Source organism: Micromonospora sp. NPDC050784, from assembly GCF_044456765.1.
Classification (GTDB): Bacteria; Actinomycetota; Actinomycetes; order Mycobacteriales; family Micromonosporaceae; genus Micromonospora; species Micromonospora foliorum.
Window position 1 is genome coordinate 123099 of record NZ_JBITGG010000011.1, and the last position, 17555, is coordinate 140653.

19 protein-coding genes are annotated in these 17555 nt (G+C 73.5%); 6 read left to right on the plus strand and 13 right to left on the minus strand.

Translation table 11 applies throughout. The features are described from left to right. Window positions 1-33: 33 nt before the first annotated feature. The 5 genes from ACIBD9_RS17210 to ACIBD9_RS17230 form a co-directional block, all read right to left on the minus strand. Complete coding sequence (locus tag ACIBD9_RS17210; RefSeq protein ID WP_387169911.1) at window positions 34-639, minus strand: winged helix-turn-helix domain-containing protein; 606 nt, start codon at window positions 637-639, stop codon at window positions 34-36. Window positions 640-887: 248 nt separating this feature from the next. Next, window positions 888-1439, minus strand: a complete 552-nt coding sequence (locus tag ACIBD9_RS17215; RefSeq protein ID WP_396718641.1) for a winged helix-turn-helix domain-containing protein — start codon at window positions 1437-1439, stop codon at window positions 888-890. A gap of 50 nt (window positions 1440-1489) precedes the next feature. Beyond that, window positions 1490-1978 (minus strand): rhodanese-like domain-containing protein, encoded by a 489-nt coding sequence (locus tag ACIBD9_RS17220; protein ID WP_396718643.1) that lies wholly within the window; start codon window positions 1976-1978, stop codon window positions 1490-1492. Between the two features lie 42 nt (window positions 1979-2020). Continuing rightward, the gene (locus ACIBD9_RS17225; RefSeq protein WP_396718645.1) at window positions 2021-2476 is read right to left on the minus strand and encodes a cysteine dioxygenase; all 456 of its coding nucleotides are present in this window, start codon (window positions 2474-2476) and stop codon (window positions 2021-2023) included. A gap of 112 nt (window positions 2477-2588) precedes the next feature. Continuing rightward, a complete protein-coding gene (locus ACIBD9_RS17230; protein ID WP_396718648.1) occupies window positions 2589-2966 on the minus strand; it encodes a signal peptidase I in 378 nt (125 codons plus the stop codon). A gap of 64 nt (window positions 2967-3030) precedes the next feature. On the opposite strand from ACIBD9_RS17230, the gene ACIBD9_RS17235 reads away from it, so the two are divergent. Both ACIBD9_RS17235 and ACIBD9_RS17240 read left to right on the plus strand, forming a co-directional pair. Then, complete coding sequence (locus ACIBD9_RS17235) at window positions 3031-3423, plus strand: ankyrin repeat domain-containing protein (protein WP_396718650.1); 393 nt, start codon at window positions 3031-3033, stop codon at window positions 3421-3423. Window positions 3424-3454: 31 nt separating this feature from the next. Next, a complete protein-coding gene (locus ACIBD9_RS17240) occupies window positions 3455-4405 on the plus strand; it encodes a DUF3500 domain-containing protein (RefSeq protein ID WP_396718653.1) in 951 nt (316 codons plus the stop codon). A gap of 124 nt (window positions 4406-4529) precedes the next feature. Here ACIBD9_RS17240 and ACIBD9_RS17245 read toward each other — a convergent pair whose 3' ends face one another. From ACIBD9_RS17245 to ACIBD9_RS17280, 8 genes are all read right to left on the minus strand, one after another. Further along, window positions 4530-5288 carry a class I SAM-dependent methyltransferase gene (locus tag ACIBD9_RS17245; protein ID WP_396718655.1) on the minus strand — a complete coding sequence of 253 codons (759 nt, stop codon included), beginning with the start codon at window positions 5286-5288 and terminating at the stop codon, window positions 4530-4532. Between the two features lie 72 nt (window positions 5289-5360). After that, window positions 5361-5555 carry a DNA-binding protein gene (locus tag ACIBD9_RS17250; protein ID WP_396718657.1) on the minus strand — a complete coding sequence of 65 codons (195 nt, stop codon included), beginning with the start codon at window positions 5553-5555 and terminating at the stop codon, window positions 5361-5363. A gap of 167 nt (window positions 5556-5722) precedes the next feature. Continuing rightward, the gene (locus ACIBD9_RS17255) at window positions 5723-6208 is read right to left on the minus strand and encodes a DUF2231 domain-containing protein (RefSeq protein WP_396718659.1); all 486 of its coding nucleotides are present in this window, start codon (window positions 6206-6208) and stop codon (window positions 5723-5725) included. A 319-nt stretch (window positions 6209-6527) separates the two neighbouring features. Beyond that, a complete protein-coding gene (locus ACIBD9_RS17260) occupies window positions 6528-7268 on the minus strand; it encodes a GAF and ANTAR domain-containing protein (protein ID WP_396718662.1) in 741 nt (246 codons plus the stop codon). A gap of 181 nt (window positions 7269-7449) precedes the next feature. Continuing rightward, window positions 7450-9741, minus strand: coding sequence for an accessory Sec system translocase SecA2 (gene secA2, locus ACIBD9_RS17265; protein WP_396718664.1), 2292 nt, complete (start codon window positions 9739-9741; stop codon window positions 7450-7452). Window positions 9742-9816: 75 nt separating this feature from the next. Continuing rightward, window positions 9817-11598, minus strand: a complete 1782-nt coding sequence (locus tag ACIBD9_RS17270) for an ABC transporter ATP-binding protein (protein WP_396718667.1) — start codon at window positions 11596-11598, stop codon at window positions 9817-9819. A gap of 41 nt (window positions 11599-11639) precedes the next feature. Next, window positions 11640-12728 carry a zinc-binding alcohol dehydrogenase gene (locus tag ACIBD9_RS17275; RefSeq protein ID WP_396718669.1) on the minus strand — a complete coding sequence of 363 codons (1089 nt, stop codon included), beginning with the start codon at window positions 12726-12728 and terminating at the stop codon, window positions 11640-11642. Next, on the minus strand, window positions 12721-13731 hold the full coding sequence (locus ACIBD9_RS17280) for a Gfo/Idh/MocA family protein (RefSeq protein ID WP_396718671.1): 1011 nt from the start codon (window positions 13729-13731) through the stop codon (window positions 12721-12723). The genes ACIBD9_RS17275 and ACIBD9_RS17280 overlap by 8 nt, the downstream gene beginning before the upstream one ends. A gap of 227 nt (window positions 13732-13958) precedes the next feature. Here ACIBD9_RS17280 and ACIBD9_RS17285 point away from each other — a divergent pair, with 227 nt between their 5' ends. The 4 genes from ACIBD9_RS17285 to ACIBD9_RS17300 all read left to right on the plus strand — a co-directional run bounded on the left by ACIBD9_RS17285 (window position 13959) and on the right by ACIBD9_RS17300 (window position 17500). Next, window positions 13959-14942, plus strand: coding sequence for a glucosyl-3-phosphoglycerate synthase (locus ACIBD9_RS17285; protein WP_396718874.1), 984 nt, complete (start codon window positions 13959-13961; stop codon window positions 14940-14942). A 22-nt stretch (window positions 14943-14964) separates the two neighbouring features. Beyond that, entirely contained in the window at window positions 14965-16122 is a 1158-nt protein-coding gene (locus tag ACIBD9_RS17290; RefSeq protein ID WP_396718674.1) for a glycosyltransferase, read from the plus strand. An 84-nt stretch (window positions 16123-16206) separates the two neighbouring features. Further along, a complete protein-coding gene (locus ACIBD9_RS17295; RefSeq protein ID WP_396718676.1) occupies window positions 16207-16683 on the plus strand; it encodes a DUF4383 domain-containing protein in 477 nt (158 codons plus the stop codon). A gap of 88 nt (window positions 16684-16771) precedes the next feature. Beyond that, window positions 16772-17500 (plus strand): ATP-binding protein, encoded by a 729-nt coding sequence (locus ACIBD9_RS17300; protein ID WP_396718679.1) that lies wholly within the window; start codon window positions 16772-16774, stop codon window positions 17498-17500. The last annotated feature ends 55 nt before the right edge of the window (window positions 17501-17555 follow it).

Genomic DNA, 17555 nt, shown 5'->3' on the forward strand with positions numbered 1-17555 from the left:
CTGCCCCGCGCCGGGCGCGTCGGTGCCGCCCGGTCAGCCGGAGCGGTCGATGGTGACCCGGGCGTCGTCGGCGAGCCGGTAGCCCACGCCGTAGACGGTGGTGACCAACGGGACGTCCACCCCGACCTTGCCGCGCAGCCGACGCACGTGCACGTCCACGGTGCGGACGCCGGCGTGCTCGTAGCCCCAGACGGCGTTGAGCAGTTGCAGCCGGGTGAACACCCGACGCGGGTGGGCGACCAGGTGCAGCAGCAGGTCGAACTCCAGCCGGGTCAGCGGCAGCGGCTCCTCGTCGCGCAGCACCGAACGCGACGAGGCGAGGATGTGCAGGGCGGGAATGGTCGGGCTGATCGGACGGGCCGGCGACCGGCCGGTCGGCGCCTGGTCGGGGCGCCGTTCGGCCGGGACCGAGCCGACGATCACGCCCTCGCCCCGCTCCAGCATCTCGCGAGCGGCCTCCAGCAGCCGACGTGCCGCCGGGGTCAGCGACTCCTCACAGGCCAGCGGGATGGACAGCGTCACGGTGAGCACGGGCGCGGCGGTGTTCGCCGGGCGACGCTGGCCGCCGGGAGGTCGACCGGGCACCGCGGGTTGGGACGTATGCCATCCGGCGCGCGACGAGGCGGGGCTGACCGACATGGTCCTCCTTGGGCTGGTCCGGGTATCTCCCCACGGCCCGGGACGCCGCTTCATCGATGCTTCCCGGCGCCTGGGCGAGGGTCAAGAGGCGGCTGCGTTGCATGAATGTGACAATTGACGAACACATCGGAGCCATATGCTCGCTCTGCGTACGAGGCCTGATGATTACAGCAGAGTCGCCGAGATGCCCCGATACGGGGGTCCCCGACCGGTTCACCAGGCCGGTCACATGGCCGCCGGACCCCGGCTCAGCTGCTGTGGTCCACGCTGATCGGCGCCTCGTCGGCCAGCCGGTAACCGACCCCGTAGACGGTGGTGACCACCTCCGAGCCGGCCAGCTTGGCGCGCAGCCGGCGGACGTGCACGTCCACCGTCCGGGCCACCGCGTGCTCGTAGCCCCAGACGCTGGAGAGCAGTTGCAGACGGGTGAACACCCGGCGGGGCCGCTCGGCCAGGAACAGCAGCAGCTCGTACTCGATGCGGGTCAGCGGAATGACCCGGTCGCCCTGGCGGACCATCCGCGAGCCGGCCAGGATGCGGACGTGGTCCGCCGCCGCGGCGGGCGGCTCGGCGGCGACGGGGCGTGCGGCCGGTCGCGGCGCCGGCGCAGTGTCCTCCACCGCGCGCAGTTGGCCCTCCCCCGATTCGGCCAGCTCGCCGAGCAGCTGCACCAGCCGGGCCAGCCGGGGGCTCAGCGGCCCGGGGACGAGGTCGAGGGTGATGGTCAGGGTCGGGCTGGTGCGCGGACGGGCCGGGCGCACCCCCGGGTGGCGGCGCGTGGGGATGGCGACGACGGACATGGTGCCTCCTGAGTGGCGGTGCGGCCGCCACGCCGGGTGTGGCGTGGCGGTCAGTGGCGCGCCCACCCGGCGTTGACCGGGGACGCGTGGCGAGAGGGATGGTGCAGTGGGGTCGGGCCGAGGGCCGGCAGGCCGGCGATCCGCCAGGCCGCGAACCCACCGACCACGTCGGTGGCCCGGTGCAGGCCGACGTCCTGCAACGCGGCGGCGGCCAGCGACGAGGTGTAGCCCTCCTGGCAGAGGATCATCACCGGTACGTCGTAGTCGACGGCCTGCGGCAGCCGGGCCGGGCAGCGCGGGTCGAAGCGCCACTCCAGCACGTTGCGCTCGACGGTGAGCGAGCCCGGCACCACGCCGTGCGCGGCCCGCTGCGCGGCCGGGCGGATGTCGACCAGCAGCGCTCCGGTCCGGTACGCGAGGTGCGCCCGCTCCGGGTCCAGCCGGCGCAGCCGGGCCCGCGCGGCGGCCAGGATCTCGTCGATGCCCCGGGAGCCCGGCGGCGGCACGGGGGCGGGACAGTGCTCGGCGGTTATCTGCATCTCTCGGTTCCTTCCGGTGACAGGGGATCTCGGTGCGGGCGGCTACCAGGACCGGCCGGCCTCGGCGACCTCGGCGACCCGCAGCCGCCCGTCCAGGAGGTGGTAGCGGGTCATCCGCAGCAGCGCCGGCCGGTAGACGTGCACGCTGACCGCCGGCTCCACGCCCCGGTTGGTCACCTGGTGCACGTGCCGGGGGCCGAAGCGGCGGCCGGCGCCGGCGGGCAGCAGTCGGGGACGTAGTCGGCCGGCGCTCACCGTCTCCTCGGTGAGCGTGCCGCTGACCACCCGGAACGCGCCGGAGGAGCCGCCGTGGTCGTGCAGGTCGGTGCCCTGCCCGGGCAGCCAGCTCAGCGCCCACACCTCGTGCTCGTCGCTGACGGCGAGGCGGGCGTACCAGCGCTCGGCCGGGTCGAAACGCAGCGCGACCGGCCAGCCGGCCGGGTCGGCCCAACCGGCGGCAACGGTGAGCAGGTCGGGCTCCGGACGGTGGTGCGTCATGGCGGTTCCTCGCGGGTCGCTCGGCGGGGTGCCCTCGTACTCTAGACGGCAAAGCCTATAGGTTTAGTAGGTAATTCCGCCTGTTGGGACGCAGGTCAGCCGTACGGGTGGATCAGCGCAGCACCGGCGGGTCCGCCCGGTAGCCCGGCAGCGACGGCCAGCGCACGGTCAACACCACCGACGCTTGTTCGGCGAACCAGGAGTGGTCCACCCCCCGGGCCCACACCACGTAGTCGCCGGGCGCGGCCAGCCGTACCGTCCGGTCCGGCAACTCCACCCGGAAACACCCCTCGATAAGGACAAGCAGAGTGGTCCGCAGCTCGCCGGTCGCCCACCGCGACCGGGCCTGCCCGGGTGGGTGCACGCCCCACTTCACCTCGACGTCGGTGCTGTGCCGGATCTCCCCCGGCGGCGCGAAGTGCCCGAGCAGCCAACCGGCGTTGGTGGCGCCGTCGACACCCGCGTTGCCCACGTACACCGTCTCACCCATCGGGCCCCTCCCCCAGCACGCCGGCCGAGCAACCTATCAGGACCGGTGCGACTAACCTGGACCGGTGACCGAGGACCTCGACGCCGAGACGCTGGCGTTCGCGCACCGCATGTTCGACCTGGCCCGATCGGGCGCCACCGACGAGCTGGCGGCGCAGATCGACGCCGGCCTGCCGGTCAACCTCACCAACGACAAGGGCGACACGCTGCTCATCCTGGCCGCGTACCACTCCCACCCGGACACGGTGGCCGCCCTGCTCAGTCGCGGCGCCGACCACACCCGGGCCAACGACCGGGGGCAGACCGCGTTGGCCGCGGCGGTCTTCCGCAGCAGCACCGAAGCGGTCCGCGCGCTCCTCGCCGCCGGCGCGGATCCGGCACACGGCAACCCCTCGGCCATCGACACGGCGAACTTCTTCGACCTGCCGGAGATGACGGAGCTGCTGCGCGTCGGCTGACACCGGCACGGCCGGCCGGTATACAGGGTCGGTGGAAGATCCTCTGCCGGAGCAGATGCGGGCCGCCAGCACCGCGCTGCTGAGCGCGCTCGACCCCGCCGCCCGCGACAGCGCCGTGCACTCGTTCGACGACGAGGCGGCCCGACGCTGGCTGGAGTACCGGCCCCGACCCCGACCGGGTGTCTGCCTCGCCGAACTCGACGTCACCGCCCGTAAGGCCGCGCACCGGCTGCTGGCCACCGCGCTCAGCCCTTCGGCGTACGCGCAGGCCATGGCGATCATCTCGCTGGAGGAGGTGCTGGATCGGGCCGAGGGCTGGCAGCGCGGGCGACACAGCGCCGACTACTGGGTGGCCGTGTTCGGCGACCCGGCGCGCGACGACCGCTGGGCGTGGCGACTCGAAGGGCACCACCTGTCGGTGAACATGACAGTGGTGGACGGTCAGGTCTCCCCCGCGCCGATCTTCTTCGGCGCCAACCCGGCCGCGGTCCGCTACGCCGGCCGGCCCGTCTCCCGCCCGCTCGGCGTCGAGGAGGACCTGGCCCGAGCCCTGCTCGACGCTCTGGGCCCGGCCGAACGAGCCGCCGCGATCATCGCGGACGAGGCGCCGGCGGACATCATCAGCGCCACCCGTGGTCGGGTAGACGGGCCGCTGGAGCCGCTCGGCGTACCGGCGCAGCGGCTGGGACCGACCGGCCGCGCGCTGCTCGACCAGGTGGTCGCCCTCTACCTCGACCGCCTGCCGCCCGAGTTGGCCATCCGGGAGGCGGCTCGACTGGACGCCGGCACGCTGCACTTCGCCTGGGCCGGCCCGACCCACCCCGGTCGCCGGCACTACTACCGCGTGCAGGGCGACGACCTGCTGATCGAGTACGACAACACCACCGTTGACGGCAACCACGCGCACACCGTGCTGCGCCGCCCCGCCAGCGACTTCGGCGCCGACGTCCTAGCAACCCACCACCAGTCCCACCCCCACTAACCCCGTCCGCCCCGCCCCCGCCCCCGCCTCCGCCCCGTCGATCTTGCAGTTTCGGTGGTCGAATTGCCCGGGTCGACGGCTTTCGCGAGCACCGAGAGCGCAAGATCGACGGGTGGGGGGGCCGTCAGGGGCGGGTGGCCTCGATGAGGAAGCGTTGGGCGTGGGCCACGAAGGGACCCTCGGCGGCGATGCGCTGGTGGAGGTCGCGCAGCGGTGCGCGGTAACGGTCGACGGTGAACCCGGGCACCGTCCAGACCACCTTGCGTAGAAACCAGACCACCGCGCCGATGTCAGCGAAGGTCGCCCGCAGGGTGGCCCGACGCAGGTCGACCACCCGTAGGCCGGCGGCCTCGGCGGCGGTGACCGCCTGCTCGGGATGCCGCGCGGTCGGCGGCGGCAACGGCCCGAGGATCGCCTCACTCAGCTCCCGCATGGTGCCGGCCCCGATCTGCTGCGACAGGAACGTCCCGCCCGGCCGCAGCACCCGCGCCGTCTGGACCCAGTCGGTACGCACCGGATGCCGGCTGACCACCAGATCGAACGAGGCGTCGCGGAACGGCAGCGGCCCGTCCGGCGCCACCGCCACCACCGACGCGCCGACCCGACGCAGGTTCCGTCGCGCGACCTCGACGTTCGGCGGCCACGCCTCGGTCGCCGTCAGCAGCTTCGGTGGACGCGGCACCTCGGCGAGCACCTCCCCGCCGCCGGTGTCCACGTCCAGCGCCGCGTCGGCGTGCGCCATCCGGTCGGCGACGAGCCGGGCGTACCCCCAGGGTGGACGCTCCTCGGTGGCCCGGCCGGCCAGCCAGCCGAAGCCCCAACCATCGACGGGTGCGGCGACGGCCTCCGCGATCAAGTCCTCGGCGTCACGCTCAGCGGTCATGGCGGTCAGCCTCGTAGCCGGCCACCCGACCGGCAACCCAATTGCGCCCTGCCGGGGCGTCCTCGGTGGATCTCAGCCGAGGCCGAGCTGGTGCTCCTCGAGGGCGGCCTGGAGGATTCCGAGCGCCTTCGGGCCCATGCCGTGCAGTTTGGCCAGCTCCGCCCGGGGGACGCCCGCGAGCTGCCGCAGCGCGGTGTAGCCGGCGCCGTTCAGGGCCCGGGTGGCGGGCGCACCGATCTTCGGGAGCGTGTCCAGAGAGGAGGTCATCCGGGGATGGTAGACCGACCAGTCGCACGGATGCCGGCCCCGCGCGCCAGGCCCGCCGGCCGGCCTGGCGCCCGGCTCACGGGTCGAGCGGGCCCGTCCGGCAGGCCCGGCGGTCGGCTCGGGGACGGGCCCGTCCGGCAGGTCGTGTCAGGGACGGGTCCGTCGGGTCAGGGGCGGGCGATCTCGCCGGTGGCGCTGGCGAGTGCGTCCAGGCCGCCGGCCTCGGTGCGAGGGGCGTCGAACTGACGCATCAGCCGGGCACCCAAATGCACGCCGACCGCGCCGACGGCCAGCGCGACCAGCTCGGTGACCAGGACCGCGACCGACGCGCCGCGCTGCGGGGAGTGGGACCGGACCAGGCAGGTGAGCAGGAACATGGCGGCCATCACCGCGTTCACCAGGTTGAAGGCGACTGCGGTACGGCGGGTCCGGTCAACCGGCACGTCCCACAGGTCGACCATGCCGGCCACGGCGGTCAGCGCGGCGGCGACGAGGGCGGCGACGCCCGTCCAGTAGCCGACCTCGCCGAGGAACGCGGGCCCGCCGACCACGTCGGTGAGATCGAAGACGGTCGCACTGACGAAGAGCCCGAGCGGGAACGTCACCAGCATCGGTTGGATCGGGTGCCCCTGCACCCGCAGCCGGCTCTGCATCGGTCCTCCCCCGGGTCGGCGCAGCTCACCTGACCAGAGTGCTACCCGAGGCCGGTCGAGGCGAAACGATGCCGCCCGACTCGCCGGTAGCAGGGAGAACGGGCACCGACGCCGGACGGCCAGACCAAGCGTTGATCGACTCGCGCTTCAGGAAATCGGGGCATCCGCCACGCCGTAACCCCCCGACTTCCAGGAACCCGAGTCGATCACGCCACCGACACGGCCGACCGGCACCGACGCGGCCAGCGGGCACCGACACGGCGGACGGGCACCGACGCGATCACGGCACCAGGGCGGCCGGAGGCGGCGCGGACCGGGGTCAGTTGTCGCGTTGGCGGGAGACCGTGCGGACCAGTCGCTCGGCCACCTCGCGCAGCGGGATGTCCAGCGACGAGGCGGCGGTCCGCAGCACGTCGAGGGCCTCGGCCGGCGGGCAGCCGCGCTGCGTCATGATCACACCGACGGCCTGGCCCACCACCCCGTCCTGCAGGAGCGAGGCGTCCCGTTCGCCGGCGAGGGTGAGCTGCCGGCCACGGTCGCGGACGGCGGCGAGCAGCAGGCCGGCGTGTTCGGCGAGCAGCATCGCGGTCAACTGGTGTTGCGGGGTCAACAGGTCCGGCGCGGCGGCGTACAGGTTGATCGCACCGATCACCTGGTCGTCGATGTCGACCGGCGCGGAGATCACCCCGCGTACGCCGAGGTCGCGGGCGCGTGCCGTCCAGGCCGGCCAGCGGGGCTCACTGGCCAGGTCGGCGGCGAGGACCATCTCGCGGCGGTGGATCGCGCTCATCGCGGGCGAGTCCGGCCCGTGTCGCAGGTCGTCCAGCCCGGCCAGCCCCTCGTCGGACGCGGCCACCCCGGCCGGCTCGCCGGCTCGCAGGGCGGTGAACCCGCACCAGCGCACCCCGGCGACGGCGTCCCGGGTGACTCGGACCAGTGCCAGCAGCGCCTCATCAAAGTCGGTCAGGGAGATCAGCCCGGCGGTCAACTCCCGGAGCAGCGCGGCTGCTTCCAGTACGCCGAGGGTCTGCACCACCGGTTCCCGCGTGTCGAGGTTCACCGGTTCGCAGCCTCCGTGCCGTCTCGCGCCTGCCCGGCACGCATCGTCACCTGTGTCATCGTCTGCTCTCTCCCGACTCGACCGACCAGCCCTACTACCCTGGGAAAGCTGGGTCGAAACGGCGTAAATCGGGGCCCCTGCCGGGCGCGGAGGCGCGACCGGGGCCCCGACGGTCGGTACGTCAGCGCGAGGCGCCGCTGAGCCGCCGCCCGATCGAGGCGATCAAGCGGTCGAGCTCGGACCCGAACGGGTTGTCGTGCACCAGGTACGTCCACGTGGCGGTGGGCCGGACCAGGGTGCCGTCGTCGGGCTGCCAGTCCTCATCGAATTCGGTCTCGGTGAAGGTGGCGATGGTGCGGGCCTCGATCTCCGGGATCAGGTCGTTGAACGCCGGCACCGCGGCCCGGTGGAACTCGTCCAGCGGGTCGAGCCGGCCCAGCGCGCGCAGGTGCACGCCCTCGCGGACCTCCGACAGCTCGGCCAGGTGCTCGGCCCAGAGCCGGTCCAGGTGGTAGAGCGCGATCGACCGGGCGGCACGGGCGAGCAGGTCCTCGTCCATCTCGCCGGCCTTCTCGGGCTCCTTCTCCAGCAGCATCACCGCGGCCACGTCGCTGGTCAGCAGGCGTTCCCGGCGCGCGGCGAGGGCCTTGCGCTGCTGCTCGATCACCACGCTGTAGCGCCAGGTGTTGCGGTGGATCTCGTGGTTGACGCCCTCGGCGACCCGCTGGGCGTGCTCCACCGCGTAGTCGACCTGCTCGTCGGTCACCAGGCCGTCGGCGTTCATCCGCGGCGAGGCCGGCACCGAGTCGGCGGCGTGCCGGACGACGAGGTCGTCCTCCAGGCTGACGAAGAAGACCGAGCCACCCGGGTCGCCCTGCCGGCCGGCCCGACCGCGCAGCTGGTCGTCCACGCGGCGGCTGTCGTGCCGGCCGCTGCCGATCACGTAGAGCCCACCCAGCTCGGTGACCCGCTCCTGGTCGGCCTGGTCGCTGCCGCCGAGGCGGATGTCGACGCCCCGGCCGGCCATCTGGGTGGAGACGGTCACCGCGCCGTACGCGCCGGCCTCGGCGATGATCGCGGCCTCTTCGTCGTCGTTCTTGGCGTTCAGCACGACGCAGGGCACCCCGGCGGCGTTCAGCCCGGCGGCCAACCCCTCGGACTCCTTGACGTCCAGGGTGCCGACCAGCACCGGCCGCCCCTTGGCGTGCCAGCGCTGGATCTCGTCGATCAGCGCCTCGTCCTTCTCCGCCCGGGTGGCGTAGATGCGGTCCGGCTCGTCCTCGCGGATGCAGGGGGTGTTCGGTGGGATCACCGCGACCTCGAGGCCGAAGAACTCCCGCAACTGGTCGCCGACCAGCACAGCGGTGGCGGTCATCCCGCAGACCTTCGGGTAGAGCGCGATGTACGCCTGCATGGCGATGGTGCCGAGCACCTCGCCCTCGGCGGTGGCGTCCAGGCCCTCCTTGGCCTCGACCGCGGCCTGGAGGCCGTCCGGCCAGCGGCGGCGCTGGGCCACCCGGCCGCGCATCTCGTCGACCAGCTCGACCGAGCCGTCCCGGACGATGTAGTCGACGTCACGGTGCAGCAGGGCGTGCGCGTGCAGCGCCACGTTGACAGCGGAGAGCTGCGCGACGTGCTCCTCGTCGTACAGGTCGATGCCGAGCTTGGCCTCGATGGCGGCCAGGCCGGCGGAGGTGAACGCCACGCTCCGCCCGTCCTCGGCGACCGTGTAGTGCTTGCCCTTGCGCAGGCCACGGACGAGCGCGGCGGCGGCGTGCACCGGGTCCTGCTCGCCCGGCACCGCGCCGGCCAGGACCATCGGCACCCGGGCCTCGTCGATCATGATCGAGTCGGCCTCGTCGACGATGGCGGTGGTCAGCGCGGGCTGCACCCGGTCTTCCACGTCGGTGACCAACTGGTCGCGCAGGTAGTCGAAGCCGGCCTCGCTGACCGAGACGTAGGTGACGTCGCAGGCGTACGCGTCGCGCCGCTCCTGGGGGGTGGAGGCCTCGTTGACCCAGCCGACGGTGAGGCCGAGCAGGGTGTAGACCGGCTCCATCCACTGGGCGTCGCGACGGGCCAGGTAGTCGTTGATGGTGAGCACGTGCACCGGGCCGTTGCCGAGCCGGACGTGCCCGTACGCGGCGATCGTGGCGGTCAGTGTCTTGCCCTCACCGGTGGCCATCTCGGCGACCTTGCCGGAGAGCAGTGACATCGCGCCGAGCAGCTGCACGTCGTACGGCCGCTGGTCGAGGCCACGGCGGGCGGCCTCGCGGCCGACGGCGCAGATCTCCTCGTAACCGGCGGCGGCGCCCGCGGCCTGGGTCAGCTCGGCGTCGTCGAGCGCGGCGAGCTCAGCCTCGCGCGCCTCGATCGCCGGGAGCAGTTTCTCCAGCGGAGCAAGATCCACGGTCGAGCCGGGGCGCTGGAGGAACCGCCGGAACTTGCTCTTGAACCGTTGCGACACACCCATGAGCGGCAACGGTACGCGATTCCGGGCGGCGTGCGCGGCCCGGCCGCCCGGGAAGTCGGACTTCCTGGGACGATGTCAGCCCACCAGCAGCTGGTGGGTGGCGAGCTCCCGGTACAGCGGGTCGGTGGCGGTCAGTTCGGCGTGGGTGCCCACGGCCACCACCCGGCCGCCGTCGAGGACGACGATCTGGTCGGCGTCGACCACGGTGGCCAGCCGGTGCGCCACGATCAACAGCGTCCGGCGGACGGCCACGGCGTCGATCGCGCGGCGCAGCGCGACCTCGTTGCGGGAGTCGAGGTTGCTGGTCGGCTCGTCGAGCAGCAGCACCGGCGGTCCGGCGAGCAGCGCGCGGGCGATGGCCAGTCGCTGCCGCTCACCTCCGGAGAGCAGGACGCCGCCCTCCCCCACCTGCACGTCGAGGCCCTGCGGGGTGCGCCGGGCCAGGTGGCCCAGGTTGACCTCGTCGAGGACCTCGCGCAACCGGTCGTCGGTGGCGTCCGGGGTGGTGATCAGCAGGTTCTCCCGCAGCGTGCCGGCCAGCACGGGAGCCTCCTGCTCGACGTAGCCGAGCCGGGCCCGCAGCGCGTCGCGGGGCAGGTCCCGGACGTCGGTGCCGTCGAGTCGGACCGCGCCGGCGCTCACCTCGTAGAAGCGTTCGACCAGGGCCAGCAGGGTGGACTTGCCGGCGCCGGAGGGACCGACCAGGGCGGTCCGGGTGCCGGCGGGAACCGCGAAGCTGACCTCATGCAGCACCGGTTCGCCGCCCGGGTAGCCGAAGCCCACCCGGTCGAACTCGATCATCGGGGTCGGGCGGCGCGGGGTCGCCGTCGCGGCGGCCGCCGGACGGTCGTCCGCGCCCTCCGCGGGCACGGTGAGGATCTCCTCGATCCGCTGCAGGGCGCCCAGGCCGGACTGCAACTGGGTGTACGCCCGCAGCACCTGGCCCAGAGGGAGCGCCAGGAGGAACAGGTACATGACGAACGCGACCAGGTCGCCGACGGAGATGGCCCCGGCGGCGACCCGCGCCCCACCGATGCCGAGCACCAGTAGGAACGCGCCCTGCACGGTGACCGAGCCGATCGGGCCGACCAACGCCTGCACCCGAGCCACCCGCAGCCCCGCCGCGTACGCCTCCCGCGCGCTGCCGGTGACGGCCTCCGTCTCCCGGGTCTCCGCGCGGCTGGCACGGATGGTCCGGGCCGCCGAGATGGCCCGCTCCACCGCCGAGGTCATCTCGCCGATCCGCTCCTGGGCGACCCGGGCCAGCGCCCGGACCCGGCGGGCGAAGGTGGCGGCGAAGACCAGCCCCAGCGCCACCCCGAGCAGGGTGACGCCGAACAGCAGCGGGTCGAGCAGCACCATGGCCGTGCCGGCGCCGACCACCGTCACCGCCCCGGTGACCGTCTCGAAGAGCCCGGAGGTGACCACCGCGCGCAGCAGCGTGGTGTCCGAGCCGACCCGGGAGAGCAGGTCGCCGGTGCGTCGGCGGTCGTACTCGGCGATGGGCAGCCGCAGCAGGTGCCCGGCCAGCCGGCGCCGGGTGCCCAGCACCACTCCTTCGGCGGTACGTTGCAGCAGGTAGTCGCGCAGCCCGCCGATCGCCGCGCCGAGCACCACGAGGGCCACCAGCACCGCCACCAGCCGGGACACCCCCTGCTCGGCGCCGATCCGCTCCAGCACCGACCGGGTGAGCAGCGGCTGCGCCAGCGACGCCGCCGAGCCGACAAGCGACAGCGCGCCCACCACGACCAGGGTGCCGCGGTGCTCCCGCAGGTACGGCAGCAACGCGGCCAGGCCGACCGACCGGCTCTTGGCGGCGGTGCCGGGAAGAGCCGGTCGGTCCTGCACGGTGCTCATGCCGGGAACGGTAGCCGGCCCTGGCACGCGGCGACGGCGGGTCAGGCGGCGAGCACCACCTGGAGCTCCTGGCGGCGACGGTCGGCCAGGTCGGTGAGGAGGGTGGGCGCCTCGTCGAACGGCACCACCGCCGAGACGAGGTGCTTGCGGATGCCGTCTCCGTACGTCCTGAGCAGGTCGACGGTCTCGGCGGAGAGCCGTTCGCGGTCCCAGGTGGGCGCGAGCCCGCGCGGCACCCGGCCGATCTGGGCGCAGCGCAGCGACAACCCGTTGTGGTGGAACTCCTCGCCGAGGCGGACCGCGTCCGCGCCGCCCTGGTAGAAGGCGAGGTCGATGACGGTGCCCTGGGGCCGCAGCAGCCGCAGGGCGAGGTGCAACGCCCACGCCTGCCCCCGGCACTGGAACACCACGTCGGCGCCCCGGTCGCCGGCGGTGTGCGCCCAGCGGGTCTTGAGCACGACCGCCGGGTCGTCCGCGTCGGGGTCGAGGGTCTCCAGGCCGAGCGCCTCGGCGACCTGACGGCGGTGCGGGGTGGGGTCGAGCACCACCACCGACGCGGCGCCGTTGCGCCGGGCGAACAACGCCGTCAGCAGCGCCACGACACCGGCGCCGACGACGGCGACCCGTCGGCCGCGTACCCCGTCGCCGAGCGCCCGGACGTCGGTGCCGTGCAGGTCGGCGGCGGCGTGCAGCAGACCGTTGGCGCAGATCGGGCCCATGTGCGCGACGTAGACGCCGAGCAGCGGGTCCAGGTCGTCGGGCAGCGCCACGAACCGTTCGGCGACCGGGTCGGCCAGCCAGCCGGTGCGGTGCCCGTACGTCATCGCGCCGACCGTGCCCACCGCGACGGCCGGGGTGTCGCTCTCCACCACACGGCCGACCTGCATGTAGCCGAGTCGGGTCACCGGGTACGGCGTGCTGGCCGCCCCCGGTTGGAACAGCCCCAGGTCGGCGTTCCAGGTGACGTTCAGGTACGGGTTCGTGCCCTTGACGTAGCTCAGCTCGGTGCCGGCGGAGACACCGCTGTACAGCGTCTCGACCCGGAACGTGCCGGGGCGCAGCGGGGCGGCGTCCTGCTCGACGAGGTCGACCTGACCGGGGCCGGTGACCACCACGACCTTGTCACGCATCGACGGCCACCCCGGTGGTGAGCACCGCCGGCGCCGTCGCGGCGCCGAGCCGCACGGTTGTGCCGGTACGGGCCGAGTCGGCCACCGCGAGGGCCAGGCGCTGGGTCGCGAGGGCCTCGGCGTACGGGACGCGCACGTCGTCGCCGATGCCCCGGACGGCGTCGACGAAGGCCCGGTCCACCGCCACCCGGGCGGCTTCCGGGTCGGCGGGGAGGTGTCGTTCACCGTCGGCGTCGCGGATCGACAGCCCGTCCTCGGTGATCATGAGAGCCAGCCCGTCGGCGAGGATCTCCAGGCCGGCGCGGTGCTTCCAGCCGAGCACGCAGGCGGCGCTGAGCGTGCCGACCGCGCCGTCGGCGAAGCGCAGCGCTGCGGTGGTAACCGAGTCGATGTCGGCGCCGTCGACCGGCGGTGGGGTGCCGTTGCCGTACGCGGTGACCTCGGTGACCTCGCCGGCCAGCACGCGGATCAGGTCGAGCACGTGGGCGGCCTGCTCGACCACCGGGCCACCGGAGCGGTCCCGCCGCGACCACCACGCCACCGGGGGCACCTTGTCCAGCCAGGCGCCGCTGACCATCCGGACCGGGCGGTCGGCGAGCAGGTCGCGGGCCTGGTCGAGCACGCTCAGGTAACGCCAGTGGTGGCCGACGGCGGTGCGCAGCCCGCGGTGCGCGACCAGGTCGGCGATCCGCTCGGCGGTGCTCAGGTCGACCGCGACGGGCTTTTCCACGAACATCGGCAGCCCGGCCTCGATCACCGCCTCCTCGGCGGGGCCGTGCGCGAACGGTGGCACGCAGACGTACACGGCGTCCGGCTCGGTGGCCAGCAGCTCGGCGACGTCGGCGCAGGCCCGCCCGCCGTGCTGTGCGGCAAGCGCGGACGCCGCCTCCGCCGCCACGTCGGTGACCCCGACCAGCTCGACGTCGTCGAACCCGGCCAGCACCCGTGCGTGACGCTGTGCCACGCCGCCGGCGCCGATCAGACCCACCCGGCATTTCCGCATCCCGACACCCCTTCGAAGACATTTCATGTGCGGTGAGAGCAGTCCCCTGGGGTGTGCGCAATCAAACGTTCATCCCCCGGGAACCCATTGACGTCACCTCTGTGATCAAGCTGTTGCCGAGAAAGCGGTTAGCGCGTGACGAGGAATGGGAACAACCAAATTCGGTTTTTCCACGCACGAACGGAGGGGTGCCCGTGCGGGATACGACATCGAGCGTGTCACCGGTGGTGGAGGCGTGGGCCACGTACCGGACGACGTCGGCGGCCGACTGGCCGACACGTCGGCTGTTGCGTGCCAAGGGTCAGACACGGGTCAGCGTGGTGCTGCCGGCCCGCAACGAGGAGGCCACCGTCGGCGCGATCGTGTCGACCATCCGGGAGCACCTGATGGATCGGGTCGCCCTGGTCGACGAGCTGATCGTGGTGGACTCCCGCTCGACGGACCGGACCGCCCAGGTGGCCCGGGCCGCCGGTGCGGAGGTGGTCAGCCAGGACGCGATGACCCGGGGGTTGCCCCGGCTCACCGGCAAGGGCGACGCGCTCTGGGCCGGGTTGGCCGCCGCCGAGGGAGACGTGGTGGCGTTCATCGACGCCGACCTGCGGGAGTTCCGGCCGCACTTCGTGAGCGGGCTGCTCGGCCCGCTGCTGACCGACCCGTCGGTCGACTTCGTGAAGGGCTTCTACCACCGGCCCCTGGTGGGCACCGCCAGCGTGGAGCAGGACGGCGGGGGTCGGGTGACCGAGTTGATGGCCCGACCGCTGCTCAACCTCTTCTGGCCCGAGCTGGCCGGCTTCGTGCAGCCGCTCGCCGGTGAGTACGCGGGGCGCCGCGAGGTGCTGGCCCAGGTGCCGTTCGTCTCCGGGTACGGGGTGGAGACGGCCATGATGATCGACCTGCTCGACCTGGTCGGCCTGGACGCGCTGGCCCAGGTCGACCTCGGTGAGCGCAAGCACCGCCACCAGGACACCGCCGCCCTGGGTCGGATGTCCGCGCAGATCATGTTGACCGCCTGGTCCCGGCTGCAACGGCGCGGCTGGGCGACCCCCGGGTTCGCGCCGGAGGCGTTGCTGACCCAGTTCCGTCGCGGTGGTTCGGACACTCTGCCGAACCTGGACCGCGAGATCGTGGTCAGCGACGTGTCCATCGAGGAGCGCCCGCCGTTGGCCGAACTGCGCCACCGGATGCCCCGCCGCCGGGTGGCCGCCGCGTGAGCTGCCGGAAGGGACGAGCCCGATGAGCCTCACCGTGCTGATGAACGCCGGCCCGTGGCTGTCGGTGCCACCGCCCGGCTACGGCGGCATCGAGAACGTGATCGCCACGCTGGTGCCGGAGCTGCGGCGGCTCGGCGTACGGGTGGTGCTCGCCTCGGTGGGCAGCAGCACCCTGCCGGTTGACGAGCAGGTCTCGGTCTTCGCCGACGGGCAGTTCGCCGCGTTGCAGCGGCCGTACAACCAGGTCTGCGGGATCGCCCAGGCGCACCTGGCCGGGGTGGTCCGGGAGTTGCACTCCCGTGACGACATCGACCTGGTCCACGATCATGTCGAGGCGGTCGGGCTGGCCACCCTCACCGCGATGGGGCCGGCCGGGCCGCCGACCCTGCACACCCTGCACTGGGACCTGGCCAAGCACCCGGCGCTCTACGGTGGCCTGGACGGCGGCGGCCGGGTAAGGGTCAACGGCGTCTCCGCGTCGCAGTTGGCCCGCGCCCCGTTGGCGCTGCGGGAGCACTCGGTGGGGCACGTGCACCTGTCCACGCCGCTCGCCGTCGACGCCGACCGGCGGCCGCGACCGGAGAAGGGCGAGCACCTGCTCATCCTGGGTCGGATCAACCCGGGCAAGGGGCAGGACGTGGGTGCCCGCCTGGCGCACCGGGTCGGTCTTCCGCTGGTGCTGGCCGGCCCCGTGGGCCCGTACCACCGGCCGGCCGACCTGGCCGCGGCCGGCGACGAGGCCCGGCAGAACCCGGACGTGCGGTTCTTCCTCGACGAGGTGGCTCCGCACGTCGACGGTGACCTGGTCCGCTGGGTCGGCACCGTGGCCGGCCAGGAGCGCGACGACCTGCTCGCCAGCGCCCGCGCGTCGCTGTTCCCGCTGCGGTGGGAGGAGCCTGGCGGCACGGCTGTCGTCGAGTCGCTCGCCCTGGGCACGCCGGTGGTGGCCACCGCCCGGGGCTGCCTGCCGGAGCTGATCGAGCACGGCCGCACCGGGCTCCTCACCGCGGACGAGGAGGAGTTGGACGACCTCGTCCTCGCCGCCGAGTTGCTCGACCCCGACGAGTGCCGGCGGGTGGCCGCGCAGCGCTTCACGCCCGCGGTGATGGCGCAGCGCTACGTCGAGCTGTACGAGCGGGTGCGGCAGTTGGCGAGCGCGCCGAGGTTGCTGCCGGCCTGATCGGTGGCGCGGCCGACCGGTTTGTCGGCCGCGCCAGCGGGTAGCCGGCAGCGCTCATGCCCGCCGCGTGACGAGGAGCCGGGAATGGTCGGACCGATGGCGCACTCCCGGGCGCGACCCAACCCGGCCGACGGCAAACCGCCGGTCCGTCGCGCGGCGGCGACGGTGGGGGTGCTGTTCCTGTTGGTCGGCGTGCTCGGCTTCGTGCCGGGGATCACCAGCGGCATGGACGCGCTGCGCTTCGCCGGCCACGACTCGGGCGCGTACCTGTTCGGCGTCTTCCAGGTGTCGGTGCTGCACAACCTGGTGCACCTGGCGTTCGGGGTGGCGGGTCTGCTGTTGGCGCGGACGGTCACCGGCGCTCGGGCGTTCCTGATCGGCGGAGGCGCGATCTATCTGGTGCTCTGGCTCTACGGGTTGGCGGTGGACCACGACACCGGGGCGAACGTGCTCCCGGTCAACGACGCCGACGACTGGCTGCACCTGGGTCTCGGTCTCGGCATGATCGCACTGGGCGTCCTGACCGGCCGACCGTCCCTGACCTGGCGTTGCGGGGCGTGACCTGCCTCGCCCCGCCGTCGGTCCGGTTTGATCGGGAACGGCCTCGGGTAGTTGGCAGATCCGGACCCAGCAGCGAATTGAGGCGCCGATGTCGAGCGGGATCACCTGCGAGGTGCGTACCACCGCACCGGTGGCGGTCGTCCGGCTCGCCGGCCCGCTGCACCTGGGCACGATGCGCTCGGTGCACCAGGCGCTCAGCGACGCGCTGGTCGACCAGCCGGAGGCGCTGGTGGTCGACATGGCCGGCGTGAACGTGGAGGATCGTCTGGCGCTGTCCGTCTTCGCCGCGACCGCCCGCCGGGCCGAGGAGTGGCCGGCCGTGCCGGTGCTGCTCTGCTCCCCGTCGCCGGTCGCCGCGCGCTGGCTGGCCGAGTCGACCACGTGTCGGGTGCTCCCGGTCTCCGCGGACTGCGCGGAGGCGACCCGGTTGGCCGGCACGACGTCCACGTTGCGGATGCGGGCCCGGCTGGAGCCGGTGGCCGGGGCGTGCCGGCGGGCCCGGGAGCTGGTCACCGACGCGTGCGCCCGGTGGAACCTGCCGGACGCGTCCGGCCCGGCCGCGCTGGTGCTCAGCGAGCTGGTGGGCAATGTGGTGCGCCACGCCGGCACGCCCATGCAGGTGACGGTGACCCTGCGCCGGCCGTATCTGCACCTGGCGGTGGTGGACGGCAGCAGCGCCGAGGCCCGGGCGGGTGGGATCGACCTGCACGCCGAGGGTGGCCGGGGGTTGATGCTGGTCCGGGAGCTGACCCAGCGCTGGGGCAGCGTGCCGGCCGGTCGGGGCAAGGCCGTCTGGGCGATGCTGCCGGCGACCTGAACGCCTGGGGCACTTGCCCCGGTACTGGCGATCTGACCGAAATTACCGCTGCTGG

What these genes read in the sequence shown, in the direction of transcription:
- ACIBD9_RS17215 (WP_396718641.1), bottom strand. Translation starts at nt 1,439, where the DNA reads ATGTCCGTCGTCGCCATCCCCACGCGCCGCCACCCGGGGGTGCGCCCG.
- ACIBD9_RS17210 (WP_387169911.1), bottom strand. Translation starts at nt 639, where the DNA reads ATGTCGGTCAGCCCCGCCTCGTCGCGCGCCGGATGGCATACGTCCCAA.
- ACIBD9_RS17275 (WP_396718669.1), bottom strand. Translation starts at nt 12,728, where the DNA reads ATGCGTGACAAGGTCGTGGTGGTCACCGGCCCCGGTCAGGTCGACCTC.
- ACIBD9_RS17245 (WP_396718655.1), bottom strand. Translation starts at nt 5,288, where the DNA reads ATGACCGCTGAGCGTGACGCCGAGGACTTGATCGCGGAGGCCGTCGCC.
- ACIBD9_RS17225 (WP_396718645.1), bottom strand. Translation starts at nt 2,476, where the DNA reads ATGACGCACCACCGTCCGGAGCCCGACCTGCTCACCGTTGCCGCCGGT.
- ACIBD9_RS17295 (WP_396718676.1), top strand. Translation starts at nt 16,207, where the DNA reads ATGGTCGGACCGATGGCGCACTCCCGGGCGCGACCCAACCCGGCCGAC.
- ACIBD9_RS17255 (WP_396718659.1), bottom strand. Translation starts at nt 6,208, where the DNA reads ATGCAGAGCCGGCTGCGGGTGCAGGGGCACCCGATCCAACCGATGCTG.
- ACIBD9_RS17270 (WP_396718667.1), bottom strand. Translation starts at nt 11,598, where the DNA reads ATGAGCACCGTGCAGGACCGACCGGCTCTTCCCGGCACCGCCGCCAAG.
- ACIBD9_RS17220 (WP_396718643.1), bottom strand. Translation starts at nt 1,978, where the DNA reads ATGCAGATAACCGCCGAGCACTGTCCCGCCCCCGTGCCGCCGCCGGGC.
- ACIBD9_RS17230 (WP_396718648.1), bottom strand. Translation starts at nt 2,966, where the DNA reads ATGGGTGAGACGGTGTACGTGGGCAACGCGGGTGTCGACGGCGCCACC.
- ACIBD9_RS17280 (WP_396718671.1), bottom strand. Translation starts at nt 13,731, where the DNA reads ATGCGGAAATGCCGGGTGGGTCTGATCGGCGCCGGCGGCGTGGCACAG.
- ACIBD9_RS17250 (WP_396718657.1), bottom strand. Translation starts at nt 5,555, where the DNA reads ATGACCTCCTCTCTGGACACGCTCCCGAAGATCGGTGCGCCCGCCACC.
- ACIBD9_RS17290 (WP_396718674.1), top strand. Translation starts at nt 14,965, where the DNA reads ATGAGCCTCACCGTGCTGATGAACGCCGGCCCGTGGCTGTCGGTGCCA.
- ACIBD9_RS17300 (WP_396718679.1), top strand. Translation starts at nt 16,772, where the DNA reads ATGTCGAGCGGGATCACCTGCGAGGTGCGTACCACCGCACCGGTGGCG.
- secA2 (WP_396718664.1), bottom strand. Translation starts at nt 9,741, where the DNA reads ATGGGTGTGTCGCAACGGTTCAAGAGCAAGTTCCGGCGGTTCCTCCAG.